This window comes from Cellulomonas soli (assembly GCF_052036975.1).
In the GTDB taxonomy this organism is placed as follows: Bacteria; Actinomycetota; Actinomycetes; order Actinomycetales; family Cellulomonadaceae; genus Cellulomonas; species Cellulomonas soli_A.
The window spans coordinates 50,299-65,180 of sequence record NZ_JBQIAR010000003.1 but is presented as its reverse complement, the minus strand read 5'-3'; the positions used below and the strand labels follow the sequence as shown (position 1 = coordinate 65,180).

The window sequence follows — 14,882 nt, the reverse complement described above, 5'->3', positions numbered from 1 at the left end:
TGCCGAGGTCATGCCGTGTCAGGTTCGTTCACAGGTTCCGCTGCAGGCCATGACCGCCCCCGCAGGTGTTTGACCGGGAGGTACTTGGTGATCCACACTCGTCCTGACGGTGCGCATCGCCTGCCCCCTGCGCGGTGCGCACCGTCTCGACGTCCGAGGGGCGGAGAGGTCATCGCGACCTCTCCGCCCCTCGTTTTTCACGCGGACGGCCCGCAGCGCCTCGCACTCATCGGGCGCCGCACCGGCGCGTCCGCAGGGCCCCGCCGGTGCGCGCGGTTAGCGTTCGCAGGGTGAGTACCGTCCCCGCGCGCACCCCGGGCACGGGAGCCTCCTCAGGTACGGAGCGGGTTCCCGGCACCGACGCGAACCTCGACCCGTCCGCCGACCACGGCGACCCCGTCGCCCTCGTCGAACCGCCCTCGCCGGCAGAGATCCTCGAGGGGGCCGTCGCGACCTGGCGTGCCGCCCTCGTCGAAGCCGCCGGGGGCTCCACCCTCGCCGACGTCGAGCTGCTCGGCGAAGCCTCCCTCGACCTGTCGGCCGCGCACCCCTCGGGCCTGGCCCAGCTGTTCGCCGGCCGCGAGACCCGCCTGTCGAACCTGGTCCGCGAAGGCGCGGCGCTGTCCACCGCACGCCGACGCTCCCGTGCGGTCAGCGCCCGCGCCGCCTCCTACGCCCAGCGGTACGGCATCGCCCCGACCTACCTGGCCATCGGTGTCGCGACCTGGACCGAGCGCACCACCCCCGACGTGGCCACCGACGACGTCGCCGCGCTCGCCGCGGTCACCCGCACACCCGCCGCCCGTCCCACCGACGACCGCGAGCCCGGTGCCGACGACACCGCCGAGGCCCAGCACCCGCGCACCGTGCGCGCCCCCGTGCTGCTGCGGCCCGTGACCCTGCACCCGCGCGGCTCGGGCGAGAGCGACTACGCGCTCGAGCTCGAACCCTCGGTCGAGGTGAACCCCGTGCTGGCGCGCGCGCTGCGCTCACGCGGTGCCCTGCTCGACCCCGGGTCCGTGGCCCGGGGCACCTTCACGTCCGCCGGGTTCGACCCCCGCAGCGCACTGGATCGCATCAGCTCGCTCGGCACCGCCGTCCTCGACGGGTTCACCCTCACCGAGCGGATCGTCGTGGGCACGTTCGTGCACCCCGGGCAGGTGCTCGTCGACGACCTCGACAACCTGGCCGGCGCACTCGGACGGCACGAGGTCGTCGCCGCCCTCGCCGGCATCGACGACGCCCGGCTCATGCTGGCCAACCCGCTGCCCGACCCGGTCGTCGGCGACCGCGAACCCGGCATGGAACGAGGGGTCGGCGACCTCGACCCGGCCCAGCAGCACGTGCTCGACGTGGTCGCCACCGGTGTGCACGCCTTCGTCGACGCCCCCGCCGGCGCCGACGTGCTCGGCACGCTCGCCGCGATCGTCGCCGACGCCGCCGCCTCGGGCCGCACCGTGCTCTACGTGCCCGGGCACCGGCGAGCCGCCACCGCGCTCGCGGCGCACCTGGACCTGCTGGGCGTCGGCGACCTGCTGCTCGACATCGCCCCCGACGCAGGGTGGCGCACCGCCACCGCGCGCCGCCTGCTCGGCGCCATGACGCTCGAGGCCCCGCTCGTCGACGCCGCGCACCTGCAGGGGCTGCGCGCCGACCTCGTCGCGCAGCGCGAGACCCTGCGCGCCTACGTCACCGCCCTGCACGCGGAGCGCCAGCCGTGGGGCGCCTCGGCGTACGACGCGCTGCAGCACCTGGCCCGGTTGACCTCGACCCGACCGGCCCCGCGCACCACGGTGCGCCTGGCCCCCGACGTCGCCCGTGACCTGGACGCCTCGGCACGCGCCGCGCTCGCCGCCGACCTGGTCCGTGCCGGTGAGCTCGGGGCGTTCGACGTCCGCCCCGGCGACACCCCGTGGTACGGCGCCGACCTGCGCACCGACGCCGAGGCGGAGGTCGTCCGGCACCGGCTCGACCGGCTCCTCGACGTCACGCTGCCCGAGCTCGTCGCCCGCACCCAGGCCGTCGCCGACGAGACCGGTCTGGTGCACGCCACCACCCTGGACGCCTGGGCGGAGCAGCTGCGCATGCTCGACGGCGTGCGTGGCGCGCTCGACGTGTTCCAGCCGCTGGTGTTCGAACGCACCGCCGCCGACCTCGTGGCGGCCACGGCCACCAAGGAGTGGCGGGCCGAACGTGGCGTCGAGATGGGCTACTGGCTGCGCCGGCGGCTGCGCAAGCAGGCCAAGGACATGGTCCGCCCCGGACGTCCCGTCGCCGACCTGCACACCGCGCTCATCGACGTGCAGGCGCAGCGTGAGGTGTGGCAGCAGCACTGCCCGTCCGGCGGTTGGCCTCGCCTGCCCGACGGCCTGGCCCTCATCGAGGAGCAGTACCGGGCCGTGCGGGCCGACATCGACGCGCTCGACGAGGTCCTGGCCAGCACGCCCGCCGGTGCAGGGCTGGCCGCCGCCGGCTTCGGGCCGCTCGTCGAGCGGCTCGGCCGGCTGCGTGCGGGCGCCGACGCCCTGACGACGCTGCCGCGACGCACCGCGCTGCTGCACCACGTCCGTGCCGCCGGGCTCGGCGAGCTGCTCGACGACCTCGCGCAGCGTCGGGTCGACCCGTCGCTCGCCCCTGCCGAGCTGGACCTGGCCTGGTGGACGACCGTCTTCGAGCAGATCCTGCTGGCCGACCCCGCCCTCGCCGGGTACGACGGTGCGACGCTCGGTGCGATGTCCGCGCAGTACGCCGCACTCGACCGCGCGCACGTCGCCAGCCTCTCGCAGCCCGTGATGTCCGCCGTGGTCGGCCACGTGGGTGCTGTGCTGCGCCAGCACCGCGAGCAGACCGAGGGGCTCTTCGCCGAGCTCGTCGAGGAGCGGCTGACGTCCGTGCGCGACACCCTGGCTCGCTACCCCGACGTCGCGCGGCGGCTGCGCCCCGTGCTGGCCGCCAGCCCCATGCTGGTGCCGCAGGTGCTGCCCCCGACCCGCACGGTCGACCTGGTGCTCATCGACGCGGCGGCGCACCTGCCCGTCGAGGTCGCCCTCGCTGCCGTCGCACGCGGCCGGCAGGTCGTCGTGGTCGGCGACGCCCGGTGCGCCTCGGGCAGCGCGGTGCGTGAGCTCGCCGACGTGCTGCCGACCGTCGCGCTGCACGCCGACGCCTCGCGCCGCGACCCGTACCTGACCACGTTCCTGGCCGCGCACGGCTACGAAGGCGTGCTCAGCCCCACACCGCTGCCGCAGTCCGGCCCGCTGGTCCACCTCGACGTGGTCGACGGCACCGGGATGCCCACCGAACGCACCGGCACCGTGGACTCCACCCGTGAGGAGACCGAACGGGTCGTCGAGCTCGTCATCACGCACGCGCTGACCCGGCCCGAGGAGTCGCTCGCCGTCGTCACGCCGTCGCCGAACCACGCCGAGAACCTGCGCGAGGCCGTGCTGGCCGAGGTGCGCGACAACCCGGCGCTCGCCGCGTTCTTCGACGCCGCACGGCCCGAGCCGTTCACGGTCGTCGACCTGGCCAACGTCGCCGGCCTGCGCCGCGAGGCGATCATCTTCACGCTCGGCTACGGGCGCACCCCGCACCGGCGGATCCTGCACCGGTTCGGGCCCATCAGCAGCCCCGGCGGTGACGCGCTGCTGCTCGACGCCCTCGGCGCCACCCGGCACCGGCTGTCCGTCGTCGCGTGCTTCGGCGCCGACGACCTGGACCCCGAGCGGCTGCGCGGTCCCGGTGCCCGGCTCCTGGCCGACCTGCTCGCCTTCGCCGCCGAGCGCGGTGCGGGCGGTACGCCGTCGTTCACGGACGGCGCAGGCCCGGCCGACGGGCCGCCCGCGGCCGAAGGAACCTCGGACTCGTCCGACGTGCCCGCCGCCGAGGTCCCGGCCGACACGCAGAGCCCCGCGACGAGCACGGACGTGCCTGTCGCGGACGGCGCGGAGCACGGCGTGGGGGACGACGCGGGCGAGGCCGACCGGCTCGTGCTCGACCTGGCCGAGCGCCTGTGGCGCGCCGGCCTGCGCGTCGAGGTCGACCACGGCATCGCCGGAGGCGCGCGCATCCCGCTCACTGTCGGCCACCCGAGCGTGCCGGACCGCATGCTCGTGGCGGTGCTCACCGACGACGAGGCGTACGTGGCCGAGCAGAGCATCCGGGTGCGTGACCGGCAGATGGCCGAGCGGCTCGCGCGGCTCGGCTGGTCCGTGGTGCGGGTGTGGTCGGCCGCGGCGTTCCTGGACCCGCAGGCGGAGGCCGACCGGGTGGTCGCCGCCGTGCTCGCGGCCCTGCCGGGCACCGTCCCGGGCGCCCGGCCCGCGCTGCCCGGTGCGTTCCCGGACCTCGACGCGACCGCTGCCGGGCCCGCCGGCGGTGCGCCGGCGGCGGCGTCCGGAATGATCGAGTCCGCCGACGTACCGACCGCGCCGGCTGCCGACGAGCTCGCGCAGCAGCCCCGCCCGGTGACGGGCAACGTGCCGATCGTGACCGGCTCCATGCCCGTCTGGGCCCCGACCGGTGCCACCCCGGTGGTGACCGGTGCCGTGCCGACGGTGACCGGCGCGACGCCGACGGCCACCGGTGCGGTGCCCACCGTGACGGGTGCCGCGACGGGTGCTGTGCCCGTGGCCACCGGTGCCGTCCCCGCGGTGACCGGCGCTGTTCCGGCCGTCACCGGTCCGGTGCCCCAGCAGGGTGCGCTGATGTTCTCCACCCAGCCGCGTCCGGACGTGCGCGCGGGCCTGCCCATCAGCGCGTACAGCGACGACGAGCTCGACGCCCTGGTCGGCTGGCTGGTCTCCGACGGTGAGGTGCGCACGCGCGACGAGCTCGCGGCGGCCCTGCGCTTCGAGCTGGGCATCACGCGCCGCAGCTACCGGATCGACACCGCCCTGCGCGCGGCGATCGCCCGAGCCGGCAGCTGACGCCCGACGCCCCGGCCGAGCGCAGTGCCGGCGGCGGTGTTCGCGGCGGCCGGTGGGATGATCGGGCGATGACCTCGCAGGCACACCCCGACCGGCCCGACGGTCCGGCCGTGCGCAGCGTGCGGGCCCCGCGGCGGGCCGTGCGGCTCTCCGACACGGTGGGCGCGGACGAGAGCGTCCTGCGCGCCACGCTGCCCGCCCCGGCGCCCGCCGCCGCCTCGGTCTCCCGTTCGCCCGCGGCGTCGGACTCGCCGGACCTGGTCCTCGCCCGCCTGCTCGAGCGTGCAGGCGACCTGGACCGGTCGGCGGACGACTCGGGCGCCGGGTGGGGCGAGGGCACCGACACCAACGACGACCGCCTCGCCCGGGATCGCCCACCGCACTGGTGAGGGTCGCCGTATGAGGCGGGTCCGGGTGCGCCGGTCAGGCCTGTCTGTCGCCCTGTCTGTCGCCGCGCCAGGAGCGCCGCGTGCGGGCCGTGGGTCAGGGCGTGGGGCCGTTCTTCTGCGCCAGCAGGTCCCGGATCTCGGTGAGCAGGAGGACGTCCTCGGCGGGTGCGGCGGGTGCCGGCTCGAGACCCTTCTTGCGGCGCTCGGCCAGGCGGTTGAGCGGCAGGACCACGAGGAAGTAGACGGCAGCCGCCGTGCCGAGGAACGTGACCAGCGCGTTCAGGATCAGGCCGAAGCTGATCGTGGCGGCGGTACCGTTCTCCGTCCACGCAGGGATGCTGAAGGTCAGCACGCCCTTCAGGTTGGTCGACCCGAGGATCCAGCCCACGAGCGGGCTGATGACGCCCTCGACGATCGAGCTGACCACGGCCCCGAAGGCCGCACCGATGACGACGCCGACGGCCAGGTCGACCGCGTTGCCGCGCGAGATGAAGTCCTTGAAGCCCCCGAACACCTTGCCCAGGCCCGAGAGCTGGGCACTGCCGATTCCTGGTCGTCCTTCGGTCACGTCGAGCCTCCGTCGCGCTGGTCAGCAGATTCGTCCCGTGTCGTCGGGATTGCCGCGATCATTCCACGATGACGGCCGACAGCAGCGCCCCTCCGGTGGCGCCGGCCAGGGCGGACGCCTCCGCGGGGCTCACCGCCAGCAGCACGGGCCCCGCGTCGGCCGGGGTGGTGCCGCCGGTCAGCAGCGACCCCGCCTCGGGCGCGTCCGTGGCCGGGGTGCGCGCGGGCAGCACGAGCGCGCGGGTGGCGAGCGTCCCACCCGGTCCGCCGTCGGGGGTGGCGGCGAGCACGTCGACCCGGTCACCGGGCCGCAGGTAGCCGCCGACCGCGGCATCGGCGAAGCGCACCGCCGCGACCACCGTGCCCGGAGGTCCGGCGAGCGCCTCGGCGAGCAGCCCGGGCGAGACGGGGCTGCCGGTGGGCAGGGCGAGCGCGGTGGTGGCTCCCACGGCGGCGGACTGCTCGCGCAGGGCGCCGCGGACGGCCATCTCGGCAGGGAGCTGGACGGTGCGCAGGTCGGCGGCGGTGAGCTCGTGGCCTGCGGTGACGTCGTGCGCGAGGACGACGGTGGGGACCGTGGGCGGTGCCGGTGGTCGCAGTGCGGCGAGGGCGGCCGCGGCGGCGAGGGCGACGCACAGTGCGGCGAGCGGGGCCCGGGCCCGCCAGGCGAGCGCGCGCAGCCGCGTGCTCAGCGACGGCGTGCGGTGGTCGAGCGGGGGCGGGCTGCCCCGCGGGGTCGTGGGTCGGTGCGCCATGCTCGCGACGCTAGGTCGCGAGGCCGACCGTCATCCCGGCAGGAGCGGGCACGCGCGTCCCCGGGCGGCCGGCCCAGGGCTGGGGGTGCGTCAGGAGGACGCGGCGGGCTTCGCGGCAGCCGGCGTGGCCGAGGAGGACCCGGACGAGGTGCTGGCCGTCGTCGACGTGCTGCTCGATCCGCCGTTGCTCGACGACGAGCCGGACGACGACGTCGAGCTGGACGACGAGGCCGTCGAGGTCTTCGTGCCGCGCGAGTCGGTGCGGTAGAAGCCCGAGCCCTTGAACACGACCCCGACCGTCGAGAACACCTTGCGCAGCCGCCCGGCGCACTCCGGGCACACCGTCAGGGACTCGTCGCTGAAGGACTGCTGGATCTCGAAGGCGTGACCGCACGCCGTGCAGGTGTAGGCGTAGGTGGGCACTGGCTCTCCCGGGGACTCGTCCGCCGCCGCCCCGGTGAGGGCGGTCTGGCACTCGCGGTTTCCGAGTGCCAATTCTACTCGACGGCCGCGAGCCCCTGACCAGCACCGCCGTTCGGGGGGTCGGGGCCCGATGCGGCGGTCCTGGCGCGCCGGAGGTCACCGCGGGCCGATACCCTCCCTGACGTGAGCCGCCCCCGTACGATTCGTCGCATTCTGGTCAGCGTCGCCTCGGTGCTCGTGGTGCTGGTCGCCGCGACCGTGGTGACGGGCGTCGTCGTGGTGCGCCGACCGCTGCCGCAGGTCGAGGGGACGCTCGAGCTCGACGGCCTCGACGAGAAGGTGGTCGTCACGCGTGATGCGCTCGGTGTGCCGACCATCACCGCGCAGACCACGCACGACCTGTTCGCCGCGCAGGGCTTCGTGGCCGCGCAGGACCGGTTCTTCGAGATGGACTACCGCCGGCACGTCACCGCCGGGCGCCTGTCGGAGCTGGTGGGCGAGAACGAGGACGCGCTGGCCGCCGACAAGGTGATCCGCACGTTCGGCTGGCGCCGGGTCGCCGAGCGGGAGTGGCCGCTGGTGCAGCAGTCCACCCGCGACTACCTGCAGGCGTACGCCGACGGGGTCAACGCCTACCTCGAGGGGCGCGCGCCGGCCGAGATCGCGGTGGAGTACACGGTCCTGGGGCTGCAGGTGCCGCAGTCCACCCCGGAGCCGTGGGACCCGGTCGACTCGCTCGCGTGGCTCAAGGCGATGGCCTGGGACCTGCGCGGCAACTACGACGACGAGCTGGCCCGCGCCCTCATCTACTCCTCGGTGCGCGACGTGCAGCGCGTCGACGACCTGTTCCCGGCCTACCCGCAGGACGTGAACCAGCCGATCCTCGACGCGGCCGAGCTGACGCCTGCCGACGAGGTGGACGCGAGCCCCACGAGCACCACGACCTTCGACACCGACCTCGCCGGCACCGATCTGCAGGCCGCGCTCGAGGCCGCCGACGCAGCGCTCGCCGCGGTGCCGCACCTGCTGGGCGAGGGCGAGGGCGTCGGCTCGAACTCCTGGGTCGTCTCCGGTGAGCACACCGCGTCCGGCTCGCCCGTGCTGGCCAACGACCCGCACCTGTCGATCTCGGCCCCGGGCATCTGGGCGCAGGTCGGTCTGCGCTGCGCCGAGGTCGGCACGCAGTGCCCGTTCGACGTCAGCGGCTTCTCGTTCGCCGGTATGCCCGGTGTGGTCATCGGGCACAACGGCGACCTGGCCTGGGGCCTGACGAACCTCGGTGCGGACGTCACGGACTTCTTCGTGGAGCGCGTCGACGGCGAGGTCGGCGAGCAGACCAGCCGGCTCGACGGCAAGGACGTCCTGGTGGCCGCACGCACCGAGGTCATCGAGGTCGCCGGTGCTGACGCCGTCGAGCTGACCGTGCGGGAGACCGTGCACGGGCCGATCGTCTCGGACGTGCTGGACGTCGGCGAGGTCCGCGCGGCGCCCGTGCCCGAGGGGTCGCCCCGTGGACGCTACGAGGTCGCCCTCGCCTGGACGGCCCTGACCCCGGGGACGACCGCGGACGCGATCTTCGCGTTCGACCTGGCGCAGGACGCCGACGACGTCGCCGCGGCGGCCGCCCTGTTCGACGTGCCCTCGCAGAACATCGTGTTCGCCACGACCGACGGCCACATCGGCTACCAGGCCCCCGGCTCGATCCCCGTGCGGGCCTCGGTGGCCGGCGCCGTGGTGCCGTCCGACGGCACATGGCCCCGGCCGGGCTGGGACAGCGCGTACGAGTGGCAGGGCTACGTCGACGACGCGGAGATGCCGCGCGCGCTCGACCCGGCCGACGGGTTGATCGTCGCGGCGAACCAGGCGGTCACCCCCGCCGGTTCGGGGCCGTTCCTCACCGTCGACTGGGACTACGGGTTCCGCGCCCAGCGCATCCGCGACGTGCTGACGTCCCAGATCGAGAAGGGCGTCGCGATCGACGTCGACTCGACCGCGACCCTGCAGCTCGACCAGCACTCGCCGTACGCGGACGTGCTCGTGCCCGCGCTGGTGGACCTGCCGGTGTCGGACCTGTTCTTCGACGACGGCCAGGAGCTGCTGCGCGCGTGGGACGGCGAGGCGGGTGAGGACTCCGCCGCGGCCGCGTACCTGGCGGCGGTGTGGCGCACGATCCTGCACCTGACGTTCGCCGACGACCTGCCCGACGGCCACGACGCGAGCGGTGACTCGCGCTGGCTGGAGGTCGTGCGGCGACTGCTCGAGCAGCCCGACTCCCCGTGGTGGGACGACCGTTCGACGCCCGGCCTGGTCGAGGGCCGCGACGAGATCCTCACCCAGGCGCTCGTGCAGGCACGCCAGGAGCTGACGGCCCAGCTGGGGCGTGACGCCGAGGACTGGCAGTGGGGTCGGCTGCACCAGGCCGCACCGGAGCACCCCGTGCTCGGCGGCTCGTCGGTGCCGGGGGTGGTGCGCAGCCTGGTCAACCCGGCGGCGCACGCGGTCGGCGGCGGCTCCTCGGTGGTCGACGCGACCGCGTGGGACGCCTCGGCAGACACGTACACGGTCACGGCGGCCCCGTCGATGCGCATGGTCGTCGACCTGGGTGACCTGGACTCCTCGACGTGGGTCACGCTGACGGGCACGTCGGGGCACCCGGCCAGCAGCCACTACGACGACCAGCTGGGCGCCTGGGCCGACGGCGAGACGTTCACCTGGCCCTTCAGCCAGACCGCCACGGACGACGGCGCCCGCGACACCCTGACGCTGACGCCCTGACGCCCTGACGCCGGCGTCAGCGGCCTCCGCGCGGGTCGGCAGGCGTCAGCGCAGGCACTGCCAGCCGTCGGGCGTGGCCACCGCGTCCACGCGGCGGTCGTGCTGCTCGCGGGGCAGCGGGCGCACACCGGCCTCGTACAGCTCCTCGGGGTAGACCAGGGCGACGGTGCGCACCCCCGGCCGGGCGTGCGCCAGCGCACGGTCGTACCAACCGCCACCCTGCCCCAGTCGCGTCCCGGCGGTGTCCACCGCGAGCGCGGGGACGATGATGATCTCGGCGTCCGCCAGCGCGTCGGGCCCCAACGCAGGTCCGCTCGGCTCGGGCGGGCGCCCGGGTGCGCGCTCGCGCAGGTCGTCGGCTCCCGCGTAGGCCGCCCAGTCGCGCTGCAGCCCGTTGCCGAGCACCGGCATCAGCACGCGGACACCGCGGGTGTGCAGGGCCTCGAGCAGCGGGCCTGTGCCGGGCTCGGTGGGCCGCGAGGCGTACACCGACACGCAGCGGGCCGTCGCCAGCTCGGGGATGGTGCCGACCACCTGGGCGAAGGTCCGCGCTGCTTCCTCCCGCCGACGCACGGAACGCTCCTGCCGGGCCGCACGGATGGCGAGCCTCAGCTGCTCCTTGACGTCGTCGACCTCGTCCGGCTCGGTCGCGTGCAGGTAGGGCTGGGCGGCGCTGCTCATGCCCACCAGTGTCTCAAACCTCCCCGACCGATCCGGACACCGGTTGTGTGGATCGGGTGAAGCACCCAGGTGGTGGGGGCGCCCGGCGCGTCGTCCCGGGCTCTGGACCGGGGACTGTGGTGGCGCTCATGACCCGGGTAACCTCGCTGCATGACGATCCACAAGGCAGTCATCCCCGCAGCCGGTCTGGGCACCAGGTTCCTGCCCGCGACCAAGTCCACGCCCAAGGAGATGCTTCCCGTCGTCGACACCCCGGCGATCGAGTACGTCGTCGCCGAGGCTGCCGCCTCCGGCCTGGACGACGTGCTCCTCGTCACCGGTCGCGGCAAGGACTCCCTCGCGGCGCACTTCGACGCCGTGCCCGAGCTCGAGGCCGCCCTGGAGGCCAAGGGCGACCAGGGCCGCCTGGCCGCCGTGCGACGCTCGTCCGAGCTGGCCGCGGTGCACACCGTCCGCCAGGGCCAGCCGCGCGGGCTGGGGCACGCGGTGCTCGTCGCCCGGTCCCACGTGGGTGACGAGCCGTTCGCCGTGATGCTCGGCGACGACCTGATCGACGAGCGCGACGCCCTGCTGACCACGATGATCGCGCTGCAGGAGGAGGTCGGGGGGTCCGTCATCGCGCTGCTGGAGGTCCCTCCCGCGCAGATCTCCCTGTACGGGTGCGTGGCCGTCGAGCCGATGGGTGACGACCCCGACCAGGTGCGGGTGACCGCGCTGGTCGAGAAGCCTGCCGTCGAGGACGCCCCCAGCAACCTGGCGATCATCGGCCGGTACGTGCTGCACCCGGCGGTGTTCGACGTGCTCGAGCGGACCGAGCCGGGCCGCGGCGGCGAGATCCAGCTGACCGACGCGCTGGCCACGCTCGCCACGATGCCGGCCGAGCAGGGCGGCGGTGTGCACGGCGTGATCTTCCGCGGTCGCCGGTACGACACCGGTGACCGGCTCGACTACCTCAAGGCGGTCGTGCAGCTGGCCGCCGAACGGCAGGACCTCGGCCCGGAGTTCCGCACCTGGCTCACCGGCTTCGCCGCGACGCTGCCCGACTGACCCCGCGACCTGCGGCAGGCCTGCACGGGGGCTCGTGCCCCGCGCGGCAGAATGCGCCCATGAGATCGGTGCAGGACCACCTCGGGGCCGTGCTGGCCGCGGTCGGACCCGTCATGCCTCTCGACGTGGTGCTCGCGGACGCGGTGGGGTGCATCCTCGCTGCCGACGTGACCGCCATGGCGGACGTGCCGGGTGTGGCCGTCGCCGCCCGTGACGGGTACGCGGTCGCCGCGCACGACACCGCGGTGACGGTGTCCGGTCAGCCGTCCGCCTTGCCGGTCGCGCACGACCTGCGGCCGGGCATGCCCGCCGGGTTGCGGCTGGTCCCTGGTCAGGCGGTGCGCGTGGCCTCGGGTGCTCCGCTGCCGCTCGGTGCCGACGCGGTGGTCCCCGTCGAGGAGACCGACCGGGGGGCCGCCCGCGTGGCGTTCATGCGCCCGGCCGTCCCGGGCCAGCACGTGCGCACCGCAGGTTCCGACGTGCGGGCGGGCGACGTCGTGCTCACCGCGGGGACCCGCCTGGGTGCCCGCCAGCTGGCCCTGGCCGCGACCATGGGCCGCGGGCGGCTGCACGTGCATCCCACCCCGCGCGTGGTGCTCCTGGCGGTGGGTGACGAGCTGGTCGAGCCGGGCGCGCCGTCCGTGCCGCCTGGTGCGGTGCACGAGTCCGACGGGCATGCGCTCGAGGCGGCGGTGCGCGATGCGGGTGCGTCCCCGGTGCGCGTGGGCATCCTGCCCGACGAGCGTGCGACCGTGCGTGAGGCCCTCGAGGACCAGCTGGTCCGCGCCGACCTGGTGGTCATCACCGGCGGGTTGTCCGAGCTCGTGCACGACACCGTCAAGGACGTGCTGGCCCCGCTGGGCACGGTGCGCCTGGACCAGGTGGCCATGACACCGGGCTACCGGCACGGCTTCGGCACGGTGGGCAGCGACATCGGCCGCGAGCGTGCGGTGCCGATCTTCGCGCTGCAGGGGCACCCCGTGGCGGCGCAGGTGTCGTTCGAGGTCTTCGTCCGCCCGGCGCTGCGGGCCATGGGCGGGCACGCCGACATCTTCCGCCCGTCGGTGTCCGCCGAGGTCACCGTGGGCTGGGCGTCCCCGCCGGGTGTGCGGCAGTTCGTGCCGGCGATCGTGGTGGGCAGCCCCGACGAGGGGTACCAGGCCACGCCCGTCGGTGACCCGTCGGCACCGTCCGTGCAGGGACTGGCGCAGGCGAACGCCCTGGCGGTCGTCGGCGAGCAGGACACGTCCGTGCAGGCCGGTCAGGTCGTGCACTGCCTCGTGCTGGAGGGCTGATGGCCACCGGGTGGCCGGTCGTCCTCCAGGACGGTGACGTGCGGCTGCGGCCGTTGCGGCGTCGCGACCAGGACGCGTGGCTGATGTTGCGGGCCCGCAACGCCGCATGGCTGGACCCGTGGGACGCCACGAGCCCTGTGCCGGTGGCCGGGCCGCCGCCGACGTTCGGGCAGTTCGTGCGGATGCTGGCCTCGCAGGCCCGGTCCGGTGCTGCCCTGCCGTTCGCCGTCGACGTGGACGGCCGGCTCGCCGGCCAGCTGACGGTGTCCTCGATCGTGTACGGCTCGCTGCGGGGGGCCACGATCGGGTACTGGCTGAGCGAGGACCTCGCCGGTCGCGGTGTCATGCCGACGGCGGTCGCGCTCGCGACCGACCACTGCTTCGCCGCGTTGGGGCTGCACCGGATCGAGGTGAACATCCGGCCGGAGAACACCCCGTCGCTGCGCGTGGTGCACAAGCTCGGGTTCCGTGACGAAGGGCTGCGGGAGCGATACCTGCACATCCAGGGCAGATGGTGCGATCACCGGACGTTTGCCCTCACCACGGAGGACGTGCCGGAGGGTCTGCTGGCGCGTTGGCACGCGACACGCCGGGGCGGTTCCGCCGAGCCGTCCGGGGGGCCCCTACCGTCGTGACGTGAACGATCTCGCCGGCCCCGTCGCCCTGGCGCTCGTGGGTCTGTGGGTCGCATACCTGGTGCCGCACAAGCTGCGGTACCGGCAACAGCTGCTCGAGTCACGGACCGACGACCGCTTCTCCGAGGCGCTGCGCGTCCTGGCCGTGACCGACCGGACCGACCGTGGCGGCCTGCGCGGTCGGGCGGCACGGTCGCGCAGGACCCGCGACGCGCGCGAGGCGACGTCGGCGGACTGCGGCCCGGCGGCACCAGGACGGACGGGGTTGCTGACCCCGGGCTGGGGGGTTCCGGTGCTCGTCACCGGACCTGCGACAGGAGGCACGACCGTGGACCGACCGCACGCCACCCAAGACCGCATCACCGCGGACGCGGCGCGTCGCGCTGCCCAGGCACGTGCCGCCCGGGCCGCCGCTGCCGCGCGCCGTGCCGCCGGTGCTCGTCGTCGTGCCGCCCTGGTCACGGTGCTGCTGGTCGTGTCGGTGGCCGGGTGGGCCGCTGCCGGGCTGCTGCCTGCCGTGACGTGGGTCGCGGGCCTGGTGCCGACGGTCCTGCTCGGTGGTGTGCTGACCCTCGGCCGGCGTGCCGTGGTGGCCGGTGCGGCGGCCGACGCGCAGTGGGCGGCGCAGATCGAGCGGGCTGCGCTGCGCCAGCAGGTGGCCCGCGAGCGACGTGCCGGTGCGCCGACGAGCGCCGCGCCGGTCGTCACCGGGCGTGCGGTGCACCCCTCGGAGGCCAGCACCGAGATGTTCCGGCTCGTCGAGCTCGACGAGGACGGGCGGGCGTACGCGCCTGGCACGAGCGGGGCCGCGTCGGCCACGGCGGGTGACCTGGCCGGGCAGGACGCCCCGGCGAGCACGCAGGACGGGTGGTCGCCGGTGCCGGTGCCCCGCCCGACGTACACGATGAAGGCCGCCGCGCCCCGACGCGAACCGGTGCCACTGACGGACCTCGAGGGTTCGACGGCCGCCGTGGACCGCGGTGCCGCGTCGGTCACGGGGCACGGGCCGGCAGCGGACGCGACCGGAACCCTCGCGCCGCTCGAGCCGCCGGCCACGACCACGGGTGCGCTCGACCTGGACGCGGTCCTGGCCAAGCGTCGCGCCGCGGGGGAGTGACCGGCACCTGCCGGCACAGCCCGGGAGGGGTCCGTGCGCCGCGGGGCGGATTTCGCGATCGACGTCCACGCGGTGCTAGTCTGTAGCCCGCTCGCGGGGCTGTGGCGCAGTTGGTAGCGCGTCTCGTTCGCAATGAGAAGGTCAGGGGTTCGAATCCCCTCAGCTCCACCCGGCGATGTCGTTCCGACATCGACAACGGCCCGGACCACACGGTTCGGGCCGTTGTCGTTGCAGCGACCAGGAGCAGCCGGTGCACGGGCACGGGACCGC

At 75.0% G+C, this 14,882-nt stretch carries 11 protein-coding genes, 1 tRNA gene and 1 pseudogene; 9 read left to right on the top strand and 4 right to left on the bottom strand.

All coding sequences use genetic code 11. From position 1 onward, the window contains the following. The first annotated feature begins 290 nt into the window (after window positions 1–290). Together ACTHAM_RS04230 and ACTHAM_RS04225 are read left to right on the top strand one after the other, a co-directional pair. On the top strand, window positions 291–4,928 hold the full coding sequence (locus tag ACTHAM_RS04230; protein ID WP_440684677.1) for a hypothetical protein: 4,638 nt from the start codon (window positions 291–293) through the stop codon (window positions 4,926–4,928). Window positions 4,929–4,996: 68 nt separating this feature from the next. Then, window positions 4,997–5,317, top strand: a complete 321-nt coding sequence (locus ACTHAM_RS04225) for a hypothetical protein (protein WP_440684675.1) — start codon at window positions 4,997–4,999, stop codon at window positions 5,315–5,317. A gap of 94 nt (window positions 5,318–5,411) precedes the next feature. Here the strand turns inward: ACTHAM_RS04225 and mscL are convergent, their stop codons facing one another. Both mscL and ACTHAM_RS04215 read right to left on the bottom strand, forming a co-directional pair. Further along, entirely contained in the window at window positions 5,412–5,885 is a 474-nt protein-coding gene (gene mscL, locus ACTHAM_RS04220) for a large conductance mechanosensitive channel protein MscL (RefSeq protein ID WP_440684673.1), read from the bottom strand. A gap of 58 nt (window positions 5,886–5,943) precedes the next feature. After that, complete coding sequence (locus tag ACTHAM_RS04215) at window positions 5,944–6,639, bottom strand: RcpC/CpaB family pilus assembly protein (RefSeq protein WP_440684671.1); 696 nt, start codon at window positions 6,637–6,639, stop codon at window positions 5,944–5,946. 85 nt (window positions 6,640–6,724) lie between these two features. Here ACTHAM_RS04215 and ACTHAM_RS04210 point away from each other — a divergent pair, with 85 nt between their 5' ends. Continuing rightward, entirely contained in the window at window positions 6,725–6,907 is a 183-nt protein-coding gene (locus ACTHAM_RS04210) for a hypothetical protein (protein WP_440685099.1), read from the top strand. Window positions 6,908–6,921: 14 nt separating this feature from the next. Here ACTHAM_RS04210 and ACTHAM_RS04205 read toward each other — a convergent pair. Then, a pseudogene (locus ACTHAM_RS04205) lies at window positions 6,922–7,062 on the bottom strand (FmdB family zinc ribbon protein); the annotation flags it as partial. 183 nt (window positions 7,063–7,245) lie between these two features. On the opposite strand from ACTHAM_RS04205, the gene ACTHAM_RS04200 reads away from it, so the two are divergent. Further along, the gene (locus tag ACTHAM_RS04200) at window positions 7,246–9,837 is read left to right on the top strand and encodes a penicillin acylase family protein (protein ID WP_440684669.1); all 2,592 of its coding nucleotides are present in this window, start codon (window positions 7,246–7,248) and stop codon (window positions 9,835–9,837) included. 45 nt (window positions 9,838–9,882) lie between these two features. Here the strand turns inward: ACTHAM_RS04200 and ACTHAM_RS04195 are convergent, their stop codons facing one another. Then, window positions 9,883–10,518: a 5-formyltetrahydrofolate cyclo-ligase gene (locus ACTHAM_RS04195; protein ID WP_440684666.1), complete on the bottom strand. Its 636-nt coding sequence runs from the start codon at window positions 10,516–10,518 to the stop codon at window positions 9,883–9,885. Between the two features lie 150 nt (window positions 10,519–10,668). Here ACTHAM_RS04195 and ACTHAM_RS04190 point away from each other — a divergent pair, with 150 nt between their 5' ends. The 5 genes from ACTHAM_RS04190 to ACTHAM_RS04170 all read left to right on the top strand — a co-directional run bounded on the left by ACTHAM_RS04190 (window position 10,669) and on the right by ACTHAM_RS04170 (window position 14,780). Then, entirely contained in the window at window positions 10,669–11,565 is an 897-nt protein-coding gene (locus ACTHAM_RS04190; RefSeq protein ID WP_440684664.1) for a UTP--glucose-1-phosphate uridylyltransferase, read from the top strand. A gap of 59 nt (window positions 11,566–11,624) precedes the next feature. Continuing rightward, window positions 11,625–12,860: a molybdopterin molybdotransferase MoeA gene (locus ACTHAM_RS04185; RefSeq protein ID WP_440684662.1), complete on the top strand. Its 1,236-nt coding sequence runs from the start codon at window positions 11,625–11,627 to the stop codon at window positions 12,858–12,860. Continuing rightward, window positions 12,860–13,495 carry a GNAT family N-acetyltransferase gene (locus ACTHAM_RS04180; protein WP_440684660.1) on the top strand — a complete coding sequence of 212 codons (636 nt, stop codon included), beginning with the start codon at window positions 12,860–12,862 and terminating at the stop codon, window positions 13,493–13,495. Before ACTHAM_RS04185 ends, ACTHAM_RS04180 begins: the two co-directional genes overlap by 1 nt. Window position 13,496: 1 nt before the next feature. After that, window positions 13,497–14,612: a hypothetical protein gene (locus tag ACTHAM_RS04175; RefSeq protein WP_440684658.1), complete on the top strand. Its 1,116-nt coding sequence runs from the start codon at window positions 13,497–13,499 to the stop codon at window positions 14,610–14,612. A 95-nt stretch (window positions 14,613–14,707) separates the two neighbouring features. Continuing rightward, window positions 14,708–14,780: transfer RNA gene (locus ACTHAM_RS04170), tRNA-Ala, on the top strand. Window positions 14,781–14,882: the final 102 nt, after the last annotated feature.

What these genes read in the sequence shown, in the direction of transcription:
- ACTHAM_RS04195 (WP_440684666.1), bottom strand. Translation starts at nt 10,518, where the DNA reads ATGAGCAGCGCCGCCCAGCCCTACCTGCACGCGACCGAGCCGGACGAG.
- ACTHAM_RS04225 (WP_440684675.1), top strand. Translation starts at nt 4,997, where the DNA reads ATGACCTCGCAGGCACACCCCGACCGGCCCGACGGTCCGGCCGTGCGC.
- ACTHAM_RS04180 (WP_440684660.1), top strand. Translation starts at nt 12,860, where the DNA reads ATGGCCACCGGGTGGCCGGTCGTCCTCCAGGACGGTGACGTGCGGCTG.
- ACTHAM_RS04185 (WP_440684662.1), top strand. Translation starts at nt 11,625, where the DNA reads ATGAGATCGGTGCAGGACCACCTCGGGGCCGTGCTGGCCGCGGTCGGA.
- ACTHAM_RS04215 (WP_440684671.1), bottom strand. Translation starts at nt 6,639, where the DNA reads ATGGCGCACCGACCCACGACCCCGCGGGGCAGCCCGCCCCCGCTCGAC.
- ACTHAM_RS04190 (WP_440684664.1), top strand. Translation starts at nt 10,669, where the DNA reads ATGACGATCCACAAGGCAGTCATCCCCGCAGCCGGTCTGGGCACCAGG.